The sequence below is a fragment of the Pseudomonas sp. NPDC087358 genome, from assembly GCF_044900785.1.
GTDB lineage: Bacteria > Pseudomonadota > Gammaproteobacteria > Pseudomonadales > Pseudomonadaceae > Aquipseudomonas.
Map to the genome: position 1 here is coordinate 52636 of NZ_JBJDOA010000004.1, position 15778 is coordinate 68413.

A 15778-nucleotide genomic window follows, 5' to 3' on the forward strand; every position below is an offset into this window, starting at 1 on the left:
TGCCTGCAAGGCCCCGAGGGGTATGGCAGGACGCGCTGGCGACAGGTCCGAAGGATGCTAGCGGGATTTCCTACCGGCTGAATCCATGGTTCCAAATGCCGGCGCTGCCACTGGCGACAGGTGCATGGGAAGCAAGCTGCGAGTCGCTCACCAGCTTCCCATGTGCAAATGTTACCTGTAGCGCAGCTTGTTCACCGCCTCGCGCAGCAAGTGCTCGGTGCCATCCCAGCCCAGGCAGCCGTCGGTTATTGACACGCCGTACTGCAGCGAGTCGCTCAGCGGTTGACGGCCTTCGAACAGGTGGCTTTCGAGCATCATGCCGATCAGGGTGTGGTCCCCTGCCAGCCGCTGCTGTAGGACATCGTTGAACACCTGTGGCTGACGCAGCGGATCCTTGCCGCTGTTGGCGTGGCTGCAATCAACCATGATGCGAGCGGCGATGCGGTTTTTGTCCAGGCTGGCGTTGACCCGGTCCACGCTCTGGGCGTCGTGGTTGGGGCCGCTGTGACCGCCGCGCAACACTATGTGAGTATCCGGATTGCCCTGGGTTTCGATAATCGCAGGGTGGCCATGCCGGTCAATGCCGAAGTGTCGATGAGGGTGAGCGGCTGAGCGGATCGCATCGCAGGCCACGGAAATTCCGCCATCGGTAGCGTTCTTGAAGCCGACCGGCATCTGCAGCCCGCTGGCCATTTCGCGGTGAATCTGCGATTCGGTGGTGCGTGCGCCGATCGCCACCCAGCTCAATAAATCGTCGAAGTAACCTGCAGCCATCGGTTGCAGCAGTTCCGTGGCGATCGGCAAGCCAAGACCGATCATCTCGCGCATCAAGTGACGCGACAGTGTCAGGCCGGCAACCATGTCGTCGCTGCCATCCAGATGCGGGTCGTAAGCCAGCCCTTTCCAGCCCACGGTCGTACGGGGCTTCTCCACATAGGCGCGCATCACCAGCAGCATCTGATCGCTGACTTCAGTGGCCAGACTGGCCAGACGCTCGGCGTATTCAAGCGCGGATTGGGGGTCATGGATGGAGCAGGGGCCAACCACCACCAGCAGGCGCGAGTCCTCACCATTAAGAATGGCGCGCACCGATTGGCGATGGGCAGAAATTTGCGCGGTCAGGGCCGCGTCCAACGGCAGCTGATTCTTCAGCGCCAGGGTGCTGGGCAGGCGTTGTGGATCGGGAAGGCTGTCAATCAAGGTCACAGGGCTGGACGGCAGGGCAGACAGATTTCTTGCAGCTTGAGGCGAGTTCATGACAATGGCTTCCTGGTCGGCGGGCGTTTGTCCCGCGCGAACCTACTGGGGTGTTCGACAATTGGCCGTATCGGCCGGGTGTTTGCACTTGCCACCTGTCAGTGACCGATCGGAGGCGGCTGGCTGTCCCGAACGGAGGGTGCTAAATCGCCATGCGCAGTCGCTGTCGTTACGGTAATAAGTGCTGTAGTTCATGTCGTGATCCTCAATTCGAAGCGTCGGTTGAATTTTACAAAGGCCAAAAAAACGAAACCCCCGATCGGGAAGCCGACCGGGGGTAGAGTTATCTCTGGTTGGCGTCCCGTGAGTGGTGGGCGCCGTTTGGGTATCAGGCGCGCCAGTGGCTAAACCAATACCCATAAAAATAAGAAGCAGGTGAGCAGACCGCTGTTGCCTTCCAGGCAGCCAGATCCACTACCGGACGCAGGGCGTCGGCGGGGCGCTGAAGCTGTGAAAGAACGCAAGCGAGCATGGGTCTGTCTCCGTGGAATGACGGCGAGCTTACTTCAGGCCTGCGCCGTCTTTCAATTGGAAATTTCAATGAGGTCAATTGACGCTGGTAGCTAATGAATCGTCGGGCCGGCACGCGGGGCCCGCTGGCCAATATTTCGTATGTCAGTAGAATGTGGCGCCGACGATGCGGATGCGCTGTGGTGCACATGGCGCCAGCGCGAGGCTCAGAACGTCTGCCACGACGGTTGGCGTTGGTCGACGGCTCGAAGGTAGGGCGGACAGTCGCGATCAGTCGCCGTGCCCTGCGCAGACATTAACGTTCAGGGACCGAGGGGTACGCCAATATGAAGGGCACCGACAAAGCGCTTTGCCTGTGTCCGGCCACCGCTGAAGACCTGGCTTTTGCCCGCGAACTGACCCGCGTCAACATGCGCTGTTACTACACCCGCTATGGTTTGATCTGGCAGCCGGAGGCATTCGATGCGCAATGGCCGGTGCGTGAAAGTTATCTGGTGCGCAAAGGAGGCCTGAGCATCGGATTTCTCGGATTCACCGTTGAACAAAACTACCTTTACCTGCGCGATGTCCAGCTGGTGGAGGCTTATCGCGGTGAAGGGGTAGGGGGCTGGGTCATGGCCTACCTGAGTCAGATGGCCAGGGACAGAGGCTACAGCAGCATCCGCCTCAAGGTTTTCAAGAACAATCCGGCGACCGGGTTGTATCGCAAGCTTGGCTACCGGCAAGTGGGGGAAGATGCCGCGCTGACCTGGATGGAGTTGACGGTCCAGCCGTCATGAAACCTGCCTTCATTACCCAAGGGTAGAGCGCAGGCTTGAGCAGAGGTCCTGTAACAATGGCGCCTATTGAGCTGGCTCCGCCGCCCTGTCGTTTTCACCCGCAGGTTCATCCGGTATGACGCCAACCTTCATGCCAAGCAGCACGGCGACCTTGTGCGACTCGCCGCGGCGTCCCTTTTTCCGGCCGGAAAGCAGTTGGTAGGTTGTCGCCGGATCAACGCTGTTTTCCCGGGCAAACTCTTGAACAGATTTACCTTGTTGCTCCAGCCAGGCCCTGGCTTGTGCTGCGGTGCGGATTCCGGGCATAGTTCAAAACCGTTCAAGTCTGTACAAATTTATCTCGATTCTACCATTCGTAAGAATGGGGTCAACAAGGTTATGCATTCAAATGAGTGGAATTGGTGCCCGGCTTAGGGAAGAACGTGAGCGCTTGGGGCTTTCGCAGCGAGCGTTTGGAGAAATTGGTGGCGTGGAGCCCAATGCACAAGGCAAATACGAAAGCGGTGACCGTACACCCAAAGCGGACTATCTGGCAGCCGTCGCCGCTAAAGGTGTCGATGTCCTTTACGTACTGACCGGCGCCCGCACGCCGTCCCCGATTGAAAATCTCAGCCAGGTCGAAGAGTGGGTTTTGGGCAGTTATCGTTCGCTTGTAAAGGAAGATCAGGACGCCATTTTTCGGCTGACGACAACACTGGCTGAATACAAAGCGACCTACTCGGTCGAAAAAAAAGCGACGTCGAACCAGGACTGAGACCCTCCCCGCACTGCAAGCGTGTGTTTGAAGATTTTTGTAAGTATGGTGTTCGATGGTGATAGCGTGTCGGCACCGTTGGAACAAGGCACGGCCGCTGGAACGCTGTTTCGGGTTAGGTCCTGCTCTTTCTTTTTTGCTAAGGTGACGACTATCGTCATAAATTGTTTCGTGAGGTGTCTGCTTGATTAGGGTGCTGGTTGTCGATGACCATGATCTGGTTCGGACAGGTATCACGCGCATGCTCGCCGACATCGACGGTTTGCAGGTAGTGGGGCAGGCCGACTCCGGTGAAGAGTCGTTGAAGAAAGCCCGTGAGCTCAAGCCCGACGTGGTCTTGATGGATGTGAAGATGCCCGGCATCGGCGGTCTGGAAGCCACCCGCAAAATGCTGCGCAGCCATCCTGAGATAAAGGTCGTGGCAGTCACGGTCTGCGAGGAAGATCCATTTCCGACCCGGTTGCTGCAGGCCGGCGCCGCAGGCTACATGACCAAGGGTGCCGGGTTGACCGAAATGGTGCAGGCCATTCGCCTGGTGTTCGCCGGGCAGCGCTATATCAGCCCGCAGATCGCCCAACAACTCGCGCTCAAATCTTTTCAGCCGCAGACCAGCAATTCGCCATTCGACTTGCTGTCCGAGCGCGAGATCCAGATTGCCCTGATGATCGTCGGTTGTCAGAAGGTACAGACCATCTCCGACAAGCTGTGTCTGTCTCCCAAGACCGTAAACACTTACCGTTACCGTATCTTCGAGAAGCTTTCGATCGGCAGCGACGTCGAGCTTGCGCTGCTGGCCGTACGTCACGGCATGGTCGATGCCAGCGCCTGAAATGACCCAGCCGTTTGATCCCAGCGCATTTCTTGCTACCTGCAGTGGCCGCCCCGGCGTGTATCGCATGTTCGATATCGAGGGTCGGCTGCTCTACGTGGGCAAAGCCAAAAACCTGAAAAAGCGCCTCGCCAGCTATTTCCGCAAAACCGGCCATGCACCCAAGACCGGGGCATTGGTCGCGCGCATTTCGCAAGTCGAAACCACCATCACCGCCAACGAAACCGAAGCCCTGCTGCTGGAGCAGACGCTGATCAAGGAATCGCGGCCGCCGTACAACATTCTGCTTCGCGATGACAAATCCTACCCCTACGTGCACCTTTCGGACGGCGAATTTCCCCGCCTGAGCATTCACCGCGGCGCGAAAAAAGCCAAGGGGCGGTACTTCGGCCCTTATCCAAGCGCCGGGGCGATCCGTGAAAGCCTGAGCATCCTGCAAAAGACGTTTCACGTGCGCCAGTGTGAGGACAGCTTCTACAAAAACCGCACGCGGCCTTGCCTGCAATATCAGATCAAGCGTTGCAAGGCGCCTTGCGTCAGCTTTGTCGAGCCGCAGGTCTATGCCGATGACGTGCGTCACTCAGTGATGTTCCTTGAGGGGCGCAGCAATGCGCTGACCGATGAGTTGAACGCATTGATGGAAAAGGCCGCCATGGACCTGAACTTCGAGCACGCCGCTGAATTACGGGACCAGATCGGCCTGCTGCGCCGGGTACAAGATCAGCAGAGCATGGACGGCGGCACCGGTAACGTTGATGTGGTCGCAGCTTTCGTCAACCCGGGCGGCGCCTGCGTGCACTTGATCAGCGTGCGTGACGGTCGGGTACTGGGCAGCAAGAACTTCTTCCCTCAGGTGGGGATCGAGGAGGAGGTCGGTGAGGTGATGTCGGCGTTCCTCGCCCAGTACTTTTTGGGCGGTGGTGAGCGCGAGTTGCCCAGCGAAGTCATCGTCAACGTCGTCAATGAGGATTTCCCGGCACTGATTGACGCCATCGAGGCTTCCCGTGGCCGGGAAATCACTATCAGCCATCGAGTACGAGGTACGCGGGCGCGCTGGCAGCAACTGGCAGTGACCAACGCCGAGCAGGCCCTTGGCGCACGCCTGGCCAATCGGCAACACGTTGCAGCGCGTTTCGAGGCACTGGCCGAGGTGCTGAAAATGGACGAGCCGCCGCAGCGCCTGGAGTGCTACGACATCAGTCACTCCAGCGGTGAGGCCACCGTGGCGTCATGCGTGGTGTTCGGGCCAGAGGGGCCGATCAAATCAGACTACCGTCGCTACAACATCGAAGGCGTGACGGCGGGCGACGACTATGCGGCGATGCACCAGGCATTGACCCGACGCTTCAGCAAGATCAAAGACGGTGAGGGCAAGCTTCCGGATATTCTCCTGGTGGATGGTGGCAAAGGGCAGCTGAACATGGCGCGCGATGTCATGAATGAGCTCGCTGTACCGGATCTGATTCTGCTGGGCGTGGCCAAGGGCACCACCCGCAAGGCGGGCTTCGAGACCTTGTACCTCAATGACGCTGCGCATGAATTCACGCTGCGTGGCGACTCGCCGGCGCTGCATTTGATCCAGCAGATCCGCGACGAAGCGCACCGTTTTGCAATCACCGGGCACCGCGCGCGTCGAGGCAAGACGCGGCGAACATCGACCCTCGAAGGCGTGGCTGGCGTAGGCCCGACCCGGCGCCGGGACTTGCTCAAGCACTTCGGCGGTTTGCAGGAATTGTCCCGAGCCAGCATCGAAGAAATCGCCAAGGCACCTGGAATCAGTAAAAAGCTCGCAGAGTCGATTTATGCCAGCCTGCACAGCGAGTAGAATGCCCGTTCACCTCGTAGCCAGTTGTGCCGATGAATATCCCTAATCTGATCACCGTATTACGTGTCCTGCTGATTCCGATCTTCATTCTGTTGTTTTACCTGCCTTATTACTGGAGCTACATGGCGGCCAGTTCCGTCTTTGCACTGGCGGCTGCCACGGACTGGCTGGACGGCTACCTCGCTCGCCGGCTGGAGCAGAGCACGCCTTTCGGGGCGTTTCTCGATCCGGTGGCGGACAAGCTCATGGTGGCTGTTGCGCTGGTGCTGTTGGTCCAGGCCCACGCCAATTTCTGGCTGACGTTGCCGGCCGCGGTCATCATTGGTCGTGAAATCGTGATCTCGGCGCTGCGCGAATGGATGGCCGAACTGGGCGCTCGCGCGCAAGTTGCCGTGTCCAATCTGGGTAAATGGAAGACCGCAGCGCAGATGCTGGCGCTGGTGATCCTGCTCGCCAACCCGCCAGCCTTCACCTTCTGGGTGGTACTCGGTTACGTGTTGCTGATGATCGCCGCCGGGCTGACGCTTTGGTCGATGGTGCAATACCTGCGAGCCGCCTGGCCGCATCTGCGCACCACCACGGAAGAAAAATAAGTTTTTTTAAATCAAAGGGTTGACGGGGTCATTTGAATCTATAGAATGGCGCCCACACCAAGCGGGAATAGCTCAGTTGGTAGAGCACGACCTTGCCAAGGTCGGGGTCGCGAGTTCGAGTCTCGTTTCCCGCTCCAGTTTGTACGCGTTTAGTGCCAGTTGTCAGGGTGCTGGACGTTTGGGGCCGAGTAGCAAAATGGTTATGCCGCGGATTGCAAATCCGCTTACGCCGGTTCGATTCCGACCTCGGCCTCCACCTCTGAAAGCCCCGTAGACTCAGGTCTGCGGGTTTTTTTTTGTGTGCCGCGGATTTGTGTTTCCGGGACAATTGGGACAAATCTGGGACACTGAGTAAATTTGCGTGTCCCACGCCGTCCGTGCAAAATCCGCAGCATGGCCACTATCGAACAGCGCCCGAACGGGACATGGCGGACAAAGATCCGCAAAAAAGGTTACCCCTCACTTTCTGCCTCGTTCGACACGAAGGCCGAAGCACAGCGCTGGGCGTCAGAAATCGAAGGCGACATGTCGCGCAAGCGTTTCGTTGACACCCGAGAGGCGGATCGTACCACTGTTGCCGAGGCACTGAAGCGTTACGAGCGCGAGGTCTCCGTCAACAAGAAGGGCGCGGCCCAGGAGAAGACGAGGATCAAAACTTGGTCCGATAGCAAATACGGCTCGAAATCGATGGCCGAGCTGAAATCTTCCGACCTGGCCGAGTATCGAGACGCACGCCTAAAGGAAGGCATCTCGACCAACACCGTCCGCCTGGCCCTGGCGCTGATCAGTCATCTATATACAGTGGCCATCAAGGACTGGGGTATTGAAGGCCTGACCAACCCCGTGACCAAGCTCAGAATGCCGAAGGGCAGCCGTGAACGTGATCGACGCCCGACCAGTGCTGAGCTCAAGGGGATCATCAAAGCTGCCGCCGGAATCCATAATGAGATGCCGGCGATCATCGAGATTGCAGTCGAGACGGCGATGCGCCGCGGCGAACTGATCCAGCTGCGTAGGGAGCATATAAGAGGAAAGCACGCGCTGCTGGAGGACACAAAGAACGGTTCACGCCGGCTGGTGCCGCTATCCATTCGCGCGCGGGAGCTGCTTGAATCGCTTCCGGCCAGAATCGACGGCGCCGTATTCTCGCTGGCACCCCATTCGGTTACTCAGTATTTCGTGCGGTCTTGCAAAGAGGCCAAGGTGACCGACCTGCATTTCCACGATCTGCGACATGAAGGCACGTCGCGGTTGTTTGAAAAAGGGCTCTCAATGATGGAGGTTGCGAGTATTACCGGGCACAAGACGATGAGTATGCTCAAGCGATACACACATCTATGCCCGGACTCACTGGCTGATAAACTGGGCTAGCCAGTCCTTGCCAGGGTCGGCGGCGCTTGACGCTTCCGCCCTGGGCGCGCCGGCGCATGTCGGCCTTCCTCGCACTCCTGCAGAAACCTGCGCACCGTCGACAACCTCCAGCAGATCCGACTGCCCTGTTTGAAGTAGGGAGGCAGCCAGTACGCTCCAGCCTGCCGAGCGCTGCGAATTGATGATTCCGTCCGACCAAGCAGCTTGGCCAGTTCCGGGATATGAATGATTTCCGGTTCCATATTGGCTACCTCCGTCCGGGGTCTATGCGGGTTTGAGTGGTTGCAGGGTGGCGAGATCCAGCAGCGTGAAGTGGCCGCTGCCATCCCTGAGCCAGCCGCCGGTGTCGATGTGGTGAACGTTGCCCAGCGTGACCGGGCGCTCGATTGGCGTATGCCCCACGACGACGGCGCGCACATCGGGGATTGGCCGGCAGTCCTGCTGCTCGTATCGTGAGCGCGACCACATGCAGGTGTTCTGCGTCAGCTTCAGCCGTTTGTTGCTTCCCGGCGCTTCCAGCTCGGCCTTCATCTGGGCCCAGGTATCGAAGACGCAATCGGCATGGACGATGCCCACGATGCCGCCGGCTGTTTCAACCTCGATGGCGATCGGCAGGTCCTGGAACATCACCTGGTAGTTCTGCTGCTCCGTCAGCGGCAGGCCAACGAACCAGACTCCACCGTTTTGCATCCAGTTGCCGATGTCGCAGGTATCGAAGCGGGCCACGTAATCGTCATGGTTGCCGCGTACCGGATGGAACCACGGCTTGTTCAGCCACTCGATGACGTCTTCGCACTCTGGCCCGCGGTCGACCAGATCGCCAACGCTGAAAAGCCGGTCAGCTGCAGGGTCAAAGCCGATGGTATCCAGCGCCGCCTGAAGCCGGCTGAAGTGACCATGGATGTCGCCGACGGCAATATCGCGCCCGGCCGTGTTCGCGGAGAAACGCTTCACGCGCGTCACCTCTATTGTTTCGAGCATTATGGCTCCCGCCCGCCGTACACCGGCAGGCTGATGGATAGATGGGGAAGGGGTTACGGGTACTTGCGCTTGATCCGGTCGGCGATGCCTTCCAGCTTTTCGGCCATGTAGCCCATGTCGTTGTTGTCGAGCCGGGAGACGACGGCCGATCGCTGAACGTTGCGTCCGGCGATTATCCAGGCGGCCAGCAGGATCAGCGCTGCTTCAAGATGCCGCCGAATGAAGCCGGTGCGCCGCACGAACCTCATGCCGCCTCCTTGGCGCGCTGCCACCAACGCCATGCACTCGCCATCTTCAACAGCCGGTAGCTGCCATTGATCATGCGTTGATCGGCGCACCACTCTACGGTGTGGCCTTCGTCCTCGGCGTAGGCCTGTTCGAATTGGTCTCGGGAGCTCATGGCATCGATCTCCACTTAAAGCCCACTGGCTCAGGCGGGAAAAACAAGTGCCGCATGTTCGCGACGTTCACGATGTCAGCATCGGCCGGGTAGACCTCGAGCGCATCCTTGTCGCCACGGCCGCACTCGCGCTTCAACTGCATGAGCTCGTCCCACGTGACTTGGTCTGCCCAGCTGTCGCCGTTGTGAAGCGCCCGGCACACGCTCATGCGCTGGTACTCGCGGGGTTCGACGTAGATCTGAACGAGGAAACCGCGCGACCGCCACACCTCGATCAGATCCGGCGGGCCAAAGTTCGGCCATTGCTCCCGCGGTACATGGTGAAGGGTTGACGGCTGCTTGGCGTTTTCCCTGGCGAGGATTCGCCGCTGGTTGCGATCTGGCTTCATGGGCATAGCTCCGCCTCGCCGCATACGCAGCAGGCAATAGGGATAGGGTGGGGCCGAACGGGCGGCGGGGTTACTGCGCGGGGTTCAATAGTTCAGTTCGTCGCAGGCAAACGGTGGGGAATCCGTATTCACTGCAGGCGCAGTGCTCGCCGCATGGCGCAGTGTGACGCTCGCTTCGCAGGAGGCCGTGCTTTACCGCGATGTCCTGTATATCTCCGCCGTCGTATGAAACTCCATCGTAGGCAGCGGTGATAATTTCCTTGGCAAATTCCCGCAGGCCCGGTGGCTCCTCCACCACTGCGCGGACATCCTCGGCAGGGGCGTATGAAAGAATGCAGAGATGCTCTGGCAGGCCGTAATCCTTCTGGATGTGAGTGATGCGCTTGCGCAGCTCTCGGCCTGACCATGGGTTGCCGAAGCCAGCGCGCAGCTCTCGGAGCCAGACCAGATCACCTACAGAGAAATTGCGGTCATCACAGCGGCGAACTTCACAGGTTTTCACGCCCGAGAGCAAATCCTCGAACGGCTGACGATGAACTTTCAGTTCATGCGCGGTTTCGTATTGAGCCATCACTCACCACCCTTCGCGGTTGGCGCGGATTGGTACATGTCAGCTACTTCAGGCCAATCAACGCCCAGGTCTTTCAAGCACTCCCGCGCCTTGGTCAGCTCGGATTGCAGATCGTCAACCCGCTGATCCGCGACGTTAAGGCGCTGCTGGAGTGCGGCTTTCTCGGCCTGGATGCGGCTTACTGCGGCGTCGTGCACATCCGCCATAACCACCCAAGGGCCATGCGGCGTGTAATCGATCTTGTTGCCATCCTCGGACAGCATTTTCACGACTCGGTAGCGGTGCACCATTCGGGCAGGGCCAGCGGCCGGAATAGTTACGGCACGCTCTTCGCACGTCACGCAGATATCGCCCAGTGACAGGCAGATCACGCATTCCTTGTTCAATTCCTGTGTCATTTCCATTCCTCCCGCTCACCGTCCGCCCGCATGGCGTCGATGGCGTGTTGGTGAATTTCCCGCGCTATGCTCAGCGCAGCTTTAGGTGACAGATGAACCCGCGAGAATCGATGAAGGCTGATGCGATGACTGCCGTCAGTGCCAACGAAGACTGTCGCTTTGATGATGGGAGCCGGGTGCGATTCGGGCATGGCGATATCCCTGTAAGCCGAAGAGGTTACTTTCGAAGATGTAACCGGTAGAGGTTACTTTTGGGGTCGTGATTCAAATTGCGAAATGGCCTAAAATCTCCTGCTCACAAGGAGGAAGAGACATGGGCACGGAAAGGGAAATGGCGCTTGCGATAGCGCTCAAGGCCGTCATGGAAACGGCCAAACAACGAGGCGTTGATGTCGACGCACTGACTGAGGCAGCAGCAGAAAGCCTGATCGATAATCCGGCCTACGGAAGCTGGTACGTGTCGGAAGCGATCTTGGAGATTGAGAGGGCGGTTGATGCGCTGGTGGTGGAGTGATCAATCGTGAATGTGCTCGCGATGCCCGGTGTTCCTGTAGTGCAAGTCTTGGATGGCGAGTTGCTGGTCTACTGTAAACATCGGGTTGCACGTAGTGCAGTGGCCGGCGACCGTTATGGCCTGGAAAGACAGCGATATCGAGCTGTAATCTCTAGCGCACGACGGACACTTGATGGCATCGGCTCCGCAGCACAGATTTGCATTTTCTTCTTCGTCATGGACGGCCTTGCAGGCGGGGCATTCGTACAGTTCGCTTATCGCCGGCCGGCAGCAATTCTGCGCCTCGTCCTCATCGTCGTGGATCTCCCGGCATTCCATGCAGCGGTAAAGCGTTCTGACTTTCAGCATCATGATCTTCTCCGATGCGCGTGCCACCCTCCGAAAGTTCGGTGGCGAATAGGTTGGTGGTGGGCTATACGTGGTGACCGGCATAGGGCCGGGTCAAGGAGTAGTAATGGAGCGTCATCGCGGTTTCTTTCAGTTTTTTGAGCAGTATCCTGGTGCAGAGCGTAAGGATCACGCTCATAGCAACGGATACACGTCGACCATAGCTATCGGGCTGTTTTCCGGCCAGGTGGACGCTGCATTCATTGGTGTTTACAAACCTGACGATAGCCTTCGAAGCGAGGAAAACCTTCCGCTCGACATTCTTGAGGAGAGCTTCGGTCGGAACCTGAATTACGGTCTTTTGCTGTCCGAGCTCACTCAAATGGCGGTCGCTAAAGCTGGAGCGCCAATCAGGAGCTAGCCATCCTGGCCTATCCGTAAAGCTTCACGCTGATAAGCCAGCTCCAGTTTCCGCGCCACAACTGGCGACACTGTTATTTCGTGGCGCGGGACGGCGAGAAGCGGCAGGGCCCGATCAGGCCCTAACCCATGCAGATGGTGAATCATCAGGGTCAGCGCTTCACCCATCTCTTCAATTTCCGCCCAGGCCATCAGCTCAGTAAGTGCCTGTTTCGTGCCGGCGCGAACTCGGAACCGCAGCTCTTCCTCCCCGGCCTTGCGTCTCCTCTCCGTCATCCGCTCGTCGCGCTGCTGTTGAGTCATAGCCATCAACGCTTCCTCCGCCTCTTTGAAATGCCTCGGCCATGAGCTGTCCAGCCTGCGCCGCGTATCTCATTGCCCATCTCGGCGATCATTGCATCTACCTGCTCATTCACCAGCGGCACCAGGTCAAACATCAGTGCGCTTGGCACCGTCATGCTGCGGATGGTCTTTTCGCCGTCTGGCATCAGAAACCACAGGCTGACGTCCCAGCGCACAGGCTTTGATGGACGCGTGCCTTTTGGCAATGTGTGGCCGCCATTTGGGCCGATGGTGTGAATCACTGACATGGTCATCGCTGAGCCCGCTTGGTGGGAGGTGATGCTGCAGGTTGCGCTTGCGCTGCTGCGGGGCCTTGATGACCCGCCTCACCGGACGTGCTTCGGATAGGTTACGTCATAGGCTTTGATGATTCGCAGCAGCTTTTGCTGGCTCATCCCGATCCGCTTGGCGCAGGTGGAACGTGGGAGGCCGAGATCGCGAAACGCCTCAATGCGCGGAATCAGCTTGCGGTCCTCTTCCTCGTTGACTGCGCCAGGCAACTCGATGGTGTGATCGTTGGCTACCCGATGCAGGCGGTCAGCGCTGAAACCGAATTCACGCATGACGTCCTGCTGCGTGGCGCCCTCGGTGAATCGGCGCTTGATGTCCGGAACCAGCAAAGCCTCTGCGGCACGCTTCTGATTCAGCGGCGACACAGGCTTGATGGGTACGAAAACGATGCCGTACTCCTTGGCGATATGTCCCAGGCGCTTGACGCTGATCCCCATGCCCGCCGATGCGCGCTTCAGTCCGAGGCCTACATAGGCCCTCAACTGCTCCACTGTGCGCCGCTCAGCAATCAACACCTCCCGCACCTTGCGATCATTCTCGCTGGCGCTGGATTTGTAGCCGTAGGCGATCGTTTCATTGTTGAAGGGAAGGGCAACGCTGCGGGTGACGCTCAGTTCGTGAACGACCCCGCCGCGGCGTTCGTAATCCGCCATCAGGGCGGCCAGTTCGGCTGATTTGCTGCGGTTGTGCTGAATGCTGCTGAGCTCAAGGCTGATCATTGTCAGGCTCCTATGCCGAGGCGCTTTGTCGTGAGTCATGCTCACGATGCAACTGAGCGTGGCAGGCTGAACAAAGCCAGACCACGCATAGCGGCTCGTTGTAATGGGTGTGATGGCCCTGAATGTGCTCGGTGCTGAAGCATCCAGGCGAAGTGCAGCAAGGGGATTTCCAGATCTTCCGGCGCTTCACAGCGTTATCTACGATGATGTGCGCTTGCCGTTTATCAGCGTTACGCTCGATATAGGCCCGCTTCGCTATAGATGATCGAACCCGGCCGTTAGATGTGGATGCGTATACGTCGCGCGCCTCTATCCGATGGGGTAGTGATGCTCGTTTCCGATCATATGATCGGTAGTAATCGCGGTTGTTGCTGTAATTGGCGCGAACCCTTTCCGTAACGCAGGCCTTGCAGACTGCGCGTCTAGGATAGAAATCATCTTCGGGTTTATGAGCGCCACACTGCTTACAGTGCTTCATTGGCACCTCACTTCATCGTGGGGTCAGAATGGGATATCGGAGTCGAAGTCATCAGGCGGCGCGGCCTGCTGGTTCTGCTGAGGCGCTGATTGCGCCTGGCGTGGAGCGGGCTGTCTTGCAGCCGATGCCTGGGGGTGGCCTTGCCGCTGCTGTCCGTCCTGCGGCTTGCCGCCGAGCAACTGCATGGTGCCCTGCATGTCCACGACGATTTCCGTGGTGTACCGCTTGATGCCGTCCTTCTCCCACTCGCGGGTTTGCAGCTTGCCCTCGATGTAGACCTGCGAGCCTTTGCGAAGCCACTCGCCAGCGATCTCGGCGACCTTGCCGAACAGCGAGACGCGGTGCCATTCGGTCTTTTCAACCTTCTGGTTCGTCTGCTTATCCATCCATTGCTCGCTTGTGGCCAGGCTCAGGTTGGTGACCGCGTTACCGTTGGGCATGTAGCGGACTTCCGGGTCTTGGCCGCAGGTCCCGACCAGAATTACTTTGTTTACGCCTCTCATGCTGCCTTTACCTCCATCCGCTGACGCATTTCCTGCTCAAGCTCATCGAGCTCTTCAAGGAACGCTTTGATCTCTGTCTCCATCTCGCGAACGCGCTTGAAATCGCACTCGTAGCGGTGACAGATGTATTGAAGTGACTCGGGCAGCCGGTCGTCGTAGCTGACGAAATCTGCCCATTGGCGCCCGGTGCAGGCCATCTGGGCCAGCATTTGCCACTCGTACTGAGGGTCATGCTTGCCAGACTGCATGGTCGCAATGTGGGTCGCGGTGTTCGGACATTTGATTTCCAGCACGCCGTCATCGCCGACTAGACCGTCAGGGGATGCGCCGAAGCGGGGGATGACTGGGTGCATCACAAGGCCAGACTCGACGATCATCACGCCCTTGTCCGACTCGTAGGCCATGCCAGCGAATGGTTCCAGTTCAACACCGCGCTGTACGGCCGCATTGCGAGATAGGTCTGCGCCGCCTTGCTGGCCGGTCAGGCGCTCGCACAACAACTCCATCATGTAGTTCTTGCGGGTGGCTGATGGCGCGCCGCCGCGACCGCTGGACATCACATCTTTCACACGGCTGGCCGTCACACAGCCAAGCCTTGCGGCGAACCACTCTGCGCTACGCTGCTCCATCTAACACCTCCTCGGCCTCGCCTTCGATTGGCGCGGCTTCCGCTTTAAGGGTTTCGCTGCGCTTGGTCACTTCCGCCTTGAAGCGGGCATGACCTGCTGCGTCTTTGGCCTGCTTCATAGCTGCAGTGCCCTGGTGGTAAACCTCGGCGAGCGCATCCAGGCTACCGGCCTTCATCGCCATTTCGATCCAGCTGTTCACCAGCTCAGGATCAGTCGGCGCCGCACCAGGCATTCCAGCCAGACCTTCGCCGCCATCGGTGTTCAGGTGGTGAATGGCCTGTTCCAGTCGGTCCGTCTTTGGCCAGTATTTGTAGCCGCGCTTCACGACAGTCTTCTTTGCCATCTCGCCGGGGTCGGTGACCCAGGGGCAGGACTTCTGCTTGCTGATCCAGGCCTTCCAAGCGCTCGACCGGTCGCGAATGGCGTTTACGTCGTCGATGCTCATCGTCTCAGTGAGGTAGTCACCATCGGCCGTTTTGACGACAACGTAGACGCCGATGGCCTCGCCGCGATCCTTGGCGAACGGGTTGTATGAGTGGGATGGGGGCTTGTCGAAGCCGTTCAGCGTGAACGAGTCGGCCGCGTAGACCAGTTCAGCCTGAGCCCAGCGAATAGCGCCGGTTGCCATGGCCAGATCCATCAACCCGATGTAACTGATGTCCAGACAGATCTTGCCGTCCCGCGGGACGAGATAGGCCTGCTTCTTCGCCGGGTTCAAGCTGATGCCGATGGCGGCGATATTGGTAATCGCGTTGACTACCGACTGCCTGTTCTGCAGCGCGATCTTGGTGGCGTACTCGCCTGAGGTGATTACCTGGATGGCGAACTCGGCCTCGCGCTCGAAGTTGAGTGATCGATCAGTAAGGACATTGGCGAACTGATTGCGCGCGCCGTAAATGTCCTGAGTGATTGTGGTGACTGCTTGGTTCATGTCGAC

At 58.9% G+C, this 15778-nt stretch carries 25 protein-coding genes and 2 tRNA genes; 10 read left to right on the forward strand and 17 right to left on the reverse strand.

Annotated features, from left to right (window positions below):
• Window positions 1-171: 171 nt before the first annotated feature.
• Window positions 172-1257 (reverse strand): 3-deoxy-7-phosphoheptulonate synthase, encoded by a 1086-nt coding sequence (locus tag ACI2KS_RS09975; RefSeq protein ID WP_404619605.1) that lies wholly within the window; start codon window positions 1255-1257, stop codon window positions 172-174.
• Between the two features lie 797 nt (window positions 1258-2054).
• On the opposite strand from ACI2KS_RS09975, the gene ACI2KS_RS09980 reads away from it, so the two are divergent.
• Window positions 2055-2507, forward strand: a complete 453-nt coding sequence (locus ACI2KS_RS09980) for a GNAT family N-acetyltransferase (RefSeq protein WP_404619607.1) — start codon at window positions 2055-2057, stop codon at window positions 2505-2507.
• A gap of 63 nt (window positions 2508-2570) precedes the next feature.
• On the opposite strand, the gene ACI2KS_RS09985 is transcribed toward ACI2KS_RS09980, so the two are convergent.
• Entirely contained in the window at window positions 2571-2813 is a 243-nt protein-coding gene (locus tag ACI2KS_RS09985; RefSeq protein ID WP_404619609.1) for a DNA-binding protein, read from the reverse strand.
• A gap of 82 nt (window positions 2814-2895) precedes the next feature.
• Between ACI2KS_RS09985 and ACI2KS_RS09990 the strand changes: the two genes are divergently transcribed.
• The 7 genes from ACI2KS_RS09990 (at window position 2896) to ACI2KS_RS10020 (ending at window position 7879) form a co-directional block, all read left to right on the forward strand.
• Window positions 2896-3261 carry a helix-turn-helix domain-containing protein gene (locus tag ACI2KS_RS09990; RefSeq protein WP_404619611.1) on the forward strand — a complete coding sequence of 122 codons (366 nt, stop codon included), beginning with the start codon at window positions 2896-2898 and terminating at the stop codon, window positions 3259-3261.
• A gap of 184 nt (window positions 3262-3445) precedes the next feature.
• Window positions 3446-4090 carry a UvrY/SirA/GacA family response regulator transcription factor gene (gene uvrY, locus ACI2KS_RS09995; RefSeq protein WP_274130916.1) on the forward strand — a complete coding sequence of 215 codons (645 nt, stop codon included), beginning with the start codon at window positions 3446-3448 and terminating at the stop codon, window positions 4088-4090.
• A 1-nt stretch (window position 4091) separates the two neighbouring features.
• Window positions 4092-5915 (forward strand): excinuclease ABC subunit UvrC, encoded by a 1824-nt coding sequence (gene uvrC, locus ACI2KS_RS10000; RefSeq protein WP_404620686.1) that lies wholly within the window; start codon window positions 4092-4094, stop codon window positions 5913-5915.
• Between the two features lie 32 nt (window positions 5916-5947).
• A complete protein-coding gene (gene pgsA / locus ACI2KS_RS10005) occupies window positions 5948-6508 on the forward strand; it encodes a CDP-diacylglycerol--glycerol-3-phosphate 3-phosphatidyltransferase (protein ID WP_404619614.1) in 561 nt (186 codons plus the stop codon).
• 61 nt (window positions 6509-6569) lie between these two features.
• Window positions 6570-6645: transfer RNA gene (locus ACI2KS_RS10010), tRNA-Gly, on the forward strand.
• Window positions 6646-6690: 45 nt separating this feature from the next.
• Window positions 6691-6764, forward strand: a tRNA-Cys gene (locus tag ACI2KS_RS10015).
• Window positions 6765-6901: 137 nt separating this feature from the next.
• The gene (locus ACI2KS_RS10020; protein WP_404619616.1) at window positions 6902-7879 is read left to right on the forward strand and encodes a tyrosine-type recombinase/integrase; all 978 of its coding nucleotides are present in this window, start codon (window positions 6902-6904) and stop codon (window positions 7877-7879) included.
• Here the strand turns inward: ACI2KS_RS10020 and ACI2KS_RS10025 are convergent.
• From ACI2KS_RS10025 to ACI2KS_RS10060, 8 genes are all read right to left on the reverse strand, one after another.
• Complete coding sequence (locus ACI2KS_RS10025; protein WP_404619618.1) at window positions 7876-8121, reverse strand: helix-turn-helix transcriptional regulator; 246 nt, start codon at window positions 8119-8121, stop codon at window positions 7876-7878. The two genes, ACI2KS_RS10020 and ACI2KS_RS10025, sit on opposite strands and share 4 nt — an antisense overlap.
• Before the next feature lie 22 nt (window positions 8122-8143).
• Complete coding sequence (locus ACI2KS_RS10030) at window positions 8144-8860, reverse strand: metallophosphoesterase (protein ID WP_404619619.1); 717 nt, start codon at window positions 8858-8860, stop codon at window positions 8144-8146.
• Window positions 8861-8913: 53 nt separating this feature from the next.
• Window positions 8914-9108 (reverse strand): hypothetical protein, encoded by a 195-nt coding sequence (locus ACI2KS_RS10035; protein ID WP_404619620.1) that lies wholly within the window; start codon window positions 9106-9108, stop codon window positions 8914-8916.
• On the reverse strand, window positions 9105-9260 hold the full coding sequence (locus tag ACI2KS_RS10040) for a hypothetical protein (RefSeq protein ID WP_404619621.1): 156 nt from the start codon (window positions 9258-9260) through the stop codon (window positions 9105-9107). Before ACI2KS_RS10040 ends, ACI2KS_RS10035 begins: the two co-directional genes overlap by 4 nt.
• Window positions 9257-9649: a hypothetical protein gene (locus tag ACI2KS_RS10045; RefSeq protein ID WP_404619622.1), complete on the reverse strand. Its 393-nt coding sequence runs from the start codon at window positions 9647-9649 to the stop codon at window positions 9257-9259. The genes ACI2KS_RS10040 and ACI2KS_RS10045 overlap by 4 nt, the downstream gene beginning before the upstream one ends.
• 70 nt (window positions 9650-9719) lie before the next feature.
• A complete protein-coding gene (locus ACI2KS_RS10050) occupies window positions 9720-10220 on the reverse strand; it encodes a DUF3850 domain-containing protein (protein WP_404619624.1) in 501 nt (166 codons plus the stop codon).
• Window positions 10220-10624: a hypothetical protein gene (locus ACI2KS_RS10055; RefSeq protein ID WP_404619626.1), complete on the reverse strand. Its 405-nt coding sequence runs from the start codon at window positions 10622-10624 to the stop codon at window positions 10220-10222. The genes ACI2KS_RS10050 and ACI2KS_RS10055 overlap by 1 nt, the downstream gene beginning before the upstream one ends.
• A complete protein-coding gene (locus ACI2KS_RS10060) occupies window positions 10615-10809 on the reverse strand; it encodes a hypothetical protein (RefSeq protein ID WP_404619628.1) in 195 nt (64 codons plus the stop codon). The genes ACI2KS_RS10055 and ACI2KS_RS10060 overlap by 10 nt, the downstream gene beginning before the upstream one ends.
• A gap of 122 nt (window positions 10810-10931) precedes the next feature.
• Here ACI2KS_RS10060 and ACI2KS_RS10065 point away from each other — a divergent pair, with 122 nt between their 5' ends.
• Window positions 10932-11132 carry a hypothetical protein gene (locus ACI2KS_RS10065; RefSeq protein WP_404619630.1) on the forward strand — a complete coding sequence of 67 codons (201 nt, stop codon included), beginning with the start codon at window positions 10932-10934 and terminating at the stop codon, window positions 11130-11132.
• On the opposite strand, the gene ACI2KS_RS10070 is transcribed toward ACI2KS_RS10065, so the two are convergent.
• Window positions 11133-11483: a hypothetical protein gene (locus ACI2KS_RS10070; RefSeq protein WP_404619632.1), complete on the reverse strand. Its 351-nt coding sequence runs from the start codon at window positions 11481-11483 to the stop codon at window positions 11133-11135.
• Window positions 11484-11586: 103 nt separating this feature from the next.
• On the opposite strand from ACI2KS_RS10070, the gene ACI2KS_RS10075 reads away from it, so the two are divergent.
• A complete protein-coding gene (locus ACI2KS_RS10075) occupies window positions 11587-11880 on the forward strand; it encodes a hypothetical protein (RefSeq protein WP_404619634.1) in 294 nt (97 codons plus the stop codon).
• Here the strand turns inward: ACI2KS_RS10075 and ACI2KS_RS10080 are convergent.
• The 6 genes from ACI2KS_RS10080 to ACI2KS_RS10105 form a co-directional block, all read right to left on the reverse strand.
• Window positions 11877-12188: a hypothetical protein gene (locus ACI2KS_RS10080; protein ID WP_404619636.1), complete on the reverse strand. Its 312-nt coding sequence runs from the start codon at window positions 12186-12188 to the stop codon at window positions 11877-11879. The two genes, ACI2KS_RS10075 and ACI2KS_RS10080, sit on opposite strands and share 4 nt — an antisense overlap.
• Entirely contained in the window at window positions 12188-12475 is a 288-nt protein-coding gene (locus tag ACI2KS_RS10085; protein WP_404619638.1) for a hypothetical protein, read from the reverse strand. Before ACI2KS_RS10085 ends, ACI2KS_RS10080 begins: the two co-directional genes overlap by 1 nt.
• A gap of 72 nt (window positions 12476-12547) precedes the next feature.
• Window positions 12548-13231 carry a hypothetical protein gene (locus tag ACI2KS_RS10090; protein ID WP_404619640.1) on the reverse strand — a complete coding sequence of 228 codons (684 nt, stop codon included), beginning with the start codon at window positions 13229-13231 and terminating at the stop codon, window positions 12548-12550.
• Between the two features lie 501 nt (window positions 13232-13732).
• Window positions 13733-14212, reverse strand: coding sequence for a single-stranded DNA-binding protein (locus tag ACI2KS_RS10095; RefSeq protein ID WP_404619642.1), 480 nt, complete (start codon window positions 14210-14212; stop codon window positions 13733-13735).
• Complete coding sequence (locus ACI2KS_RS10100; RefSeq protein ID WP_404619644.1) at window positions 14209-14841, reverse strand: lambda exonuclease family protein; 633 nt, start codon at window positions 14839-14841, stop codon at window positions 14209-14211. The genes ACI2KS_RS10095 and ACI2KS_RS10100 overlap by 4 nt, the downstream gene beginning before the upstream one ends.
• Window positions 14828-15772, reverse strand: coding sequence for a recombinase RecT (locus ACI2KS_RS10105; RefSeq protein WP_404619646.1), 945 nt, complete (start codon window positions 15770-15772; stop codon window positions 14828-14830). Before ACI2KS_RS10105 ends, ACI2KS_RS10100 begins: the two co-directional genes overlap by 14 nt.
• Window positions 15773-15778: the final 6 nt, after the last annotated feature.

Excerpts from the sequence above, each read along its gene's own strand:
- ACI2KS_RS10070 (WP_404619632.1), bottom strand. The coding sequence starts at position 11,483 with ATGATGCTGAAAGTCAGAACGCTTTACCGCTGCATGGAATGCCGGGAG.
- ACI2KS_RS10075 (WP_404619634.1), top strand. The coding sequence starts at position 11,587 with ATGGAGCGTCATCGCGGTTTCTTTCAGTTTTTTGAGCAGTATCCTGGT.
- ACI2KS_RS10040 (WP_404619621.1), bottom strand. The coding sequence starts at position 9,260 with ATGAGCTCCCGAGACCAATTCGAACAGGCCTACGCCGAGGACGAAGGC.
- ACI2KS_RS10055 (WP_404619626.1), bottom strand. The coding sequence starts at position 10,624 with ATGGAAATGACACAGGAATTGAACAAGGAATGCGTGATCTGCCTGTCA.
- uvrC (WP_404620686.1), top strand. The coding sequence starts at position 4,092 with ATGACCCAGCCGTTTGATCCCAGCGCATTTCTTGCTACCTGCAGTGGC.
- ACI2KS_RS10100 (WP_404619644.1), bottom strand. The coding sequence starts at position 14,841 with ATGGAGCAGCGTAGCGCAGAGTGGTTCGCCGCAAGGCTTGGCTGTGTG.
- ACI2KS_RS09975 (WP_404619605.1), bottom strand. The coding sequence starts at position 1,257 with ATGAACTCGCCTCAAGCTGCAAGAAATCTGTCTGCCCTGCCGTCCAGC.
- pgsA (WP_404619614.1), top strand. The coding sequence starts at position 5,948 with ATGAATATCCCTAATCTGATCACCGTATTACGTGTCCTGCTGATTCCG.
- ACI2KS_RS09985 (WP_404619609.1), bottom strand. The coding sequence starts at position 2,813 with ATGCCCGGAATCCGCACCGCAGCACAAGCCAGGGCCTGGCTGGAGCAA.
- ACI2KS_RS10030 (WP_404619619.1), bottom strand. The coding sequence starts at position 8,860 with ATGCTCGAAACAATAGAGGTGACGCGCGTGAAGCGTTTCTCCGCGAAC.
- ACI2KS_RS10025 (WP_404619618.1), bottom strand. The coding sequence starts at position 8,121 with ATGGAACCGGAAATCATTCATATCCCGGAACTGGCCAAGCTGCTTGGT.
- ACI2KS_RS10065 (WP_404619630.1), top strand. The coding sequence starts at position 10,932 with ATGGGCACGGAAAGGGAAATGGCGCTTGCGATAGCGCTCAAGGCCGTC.
- ACI2KS_RS10085 (WP_404619638.1), bottom strand. The coding sequence starts at position 12,475 with ATGACCATGTCAGTGATTCACACCATCGGCCCAAATGGCGGCCACACA.
- ACI2KS_RS10095 (WP_404619642.1), bottom strand. The coding sequence starts at position 14,212 with ATGAGAGGCGTAAACAAAGTAATTCTGGTCGGGACCTGCGGCCAAGAC.
- ACI2KS_RS10050 (WP_404619624.1), bottom strand. The coding sequence starts at position 10,220 with ATGGCTCAATACGAAACCGCGCATGAACTGAAAGTTCATCGTCAGCCG.
- ACI2KS_RS10035 (WP_404619620.1), bottom strand. The coding sequence starts at position 9,108 with ATGAGGTTCGTGCGGCGCACCGGCTTCATTCGGCGGCATCTTGAAGCA.
- ACI2KS_RS09990 (WP_404619611.1), top strand. The coding sequence starts at position 2,896 with ATGAGTGGAATTGGTGCCCGGCTTAGGGAAGAACGTGAGCGCTTGGGG.
- ACI2KS_RS09980 (WP_404619607.1), top strand. The coding sequence starts at position 2,055 with ATGAAGGGCACCGACAAAGCGCTTTGCCTGTGTCCGGCCACCGCTGAA.
- ACI2KS_RS10060 (WP_404619628.1), bottom strand. The coding sequence starts at position 10,809 with ATGCCCGAATCGCACCCGGCTCCCATCATCAAAGCGACAGTCTTCGTT.
- ACI2KS_RS10080 (WP_404619636.1), bottom strand. The coding sequence starts at position 12,188 with ATGGCTATGACTCAACAGCAGCGCGACGAGCGGATGACGGAGAGGAGA.
- ACI2KS_RS10045 (WP_404619622.1), bottom strand. The coding sequence starts at position 9,649 with ATGAAGCCAGATCGCAACCAGCGGCGAATCCTCGCCAGGGAAAACGCC.
- ACI2KS_RS10105 (WP_404619646.1), bottom strand. The coding sequence starts at position 15,772 with ATGAACCAAGCAGTCACCACAATCACTCAGGACATTTACGGCGCGCGC.
- ACI2KS_RS10020 (WP_404619616.1), top strand. The coding sequence starts at position 6,902 with ATGGCCACTATCGAACAGCGCCCGAACGGGACATGGCGGACAAAGATC.
- ACI2KS_RS10090 (WP_404619640.1), bottom strand. The coding sequence starts at position 13,231 with ATGATCAGCCTTGAGCTCAGCAGCATTCAGCACAACCGCAGCAAATCA.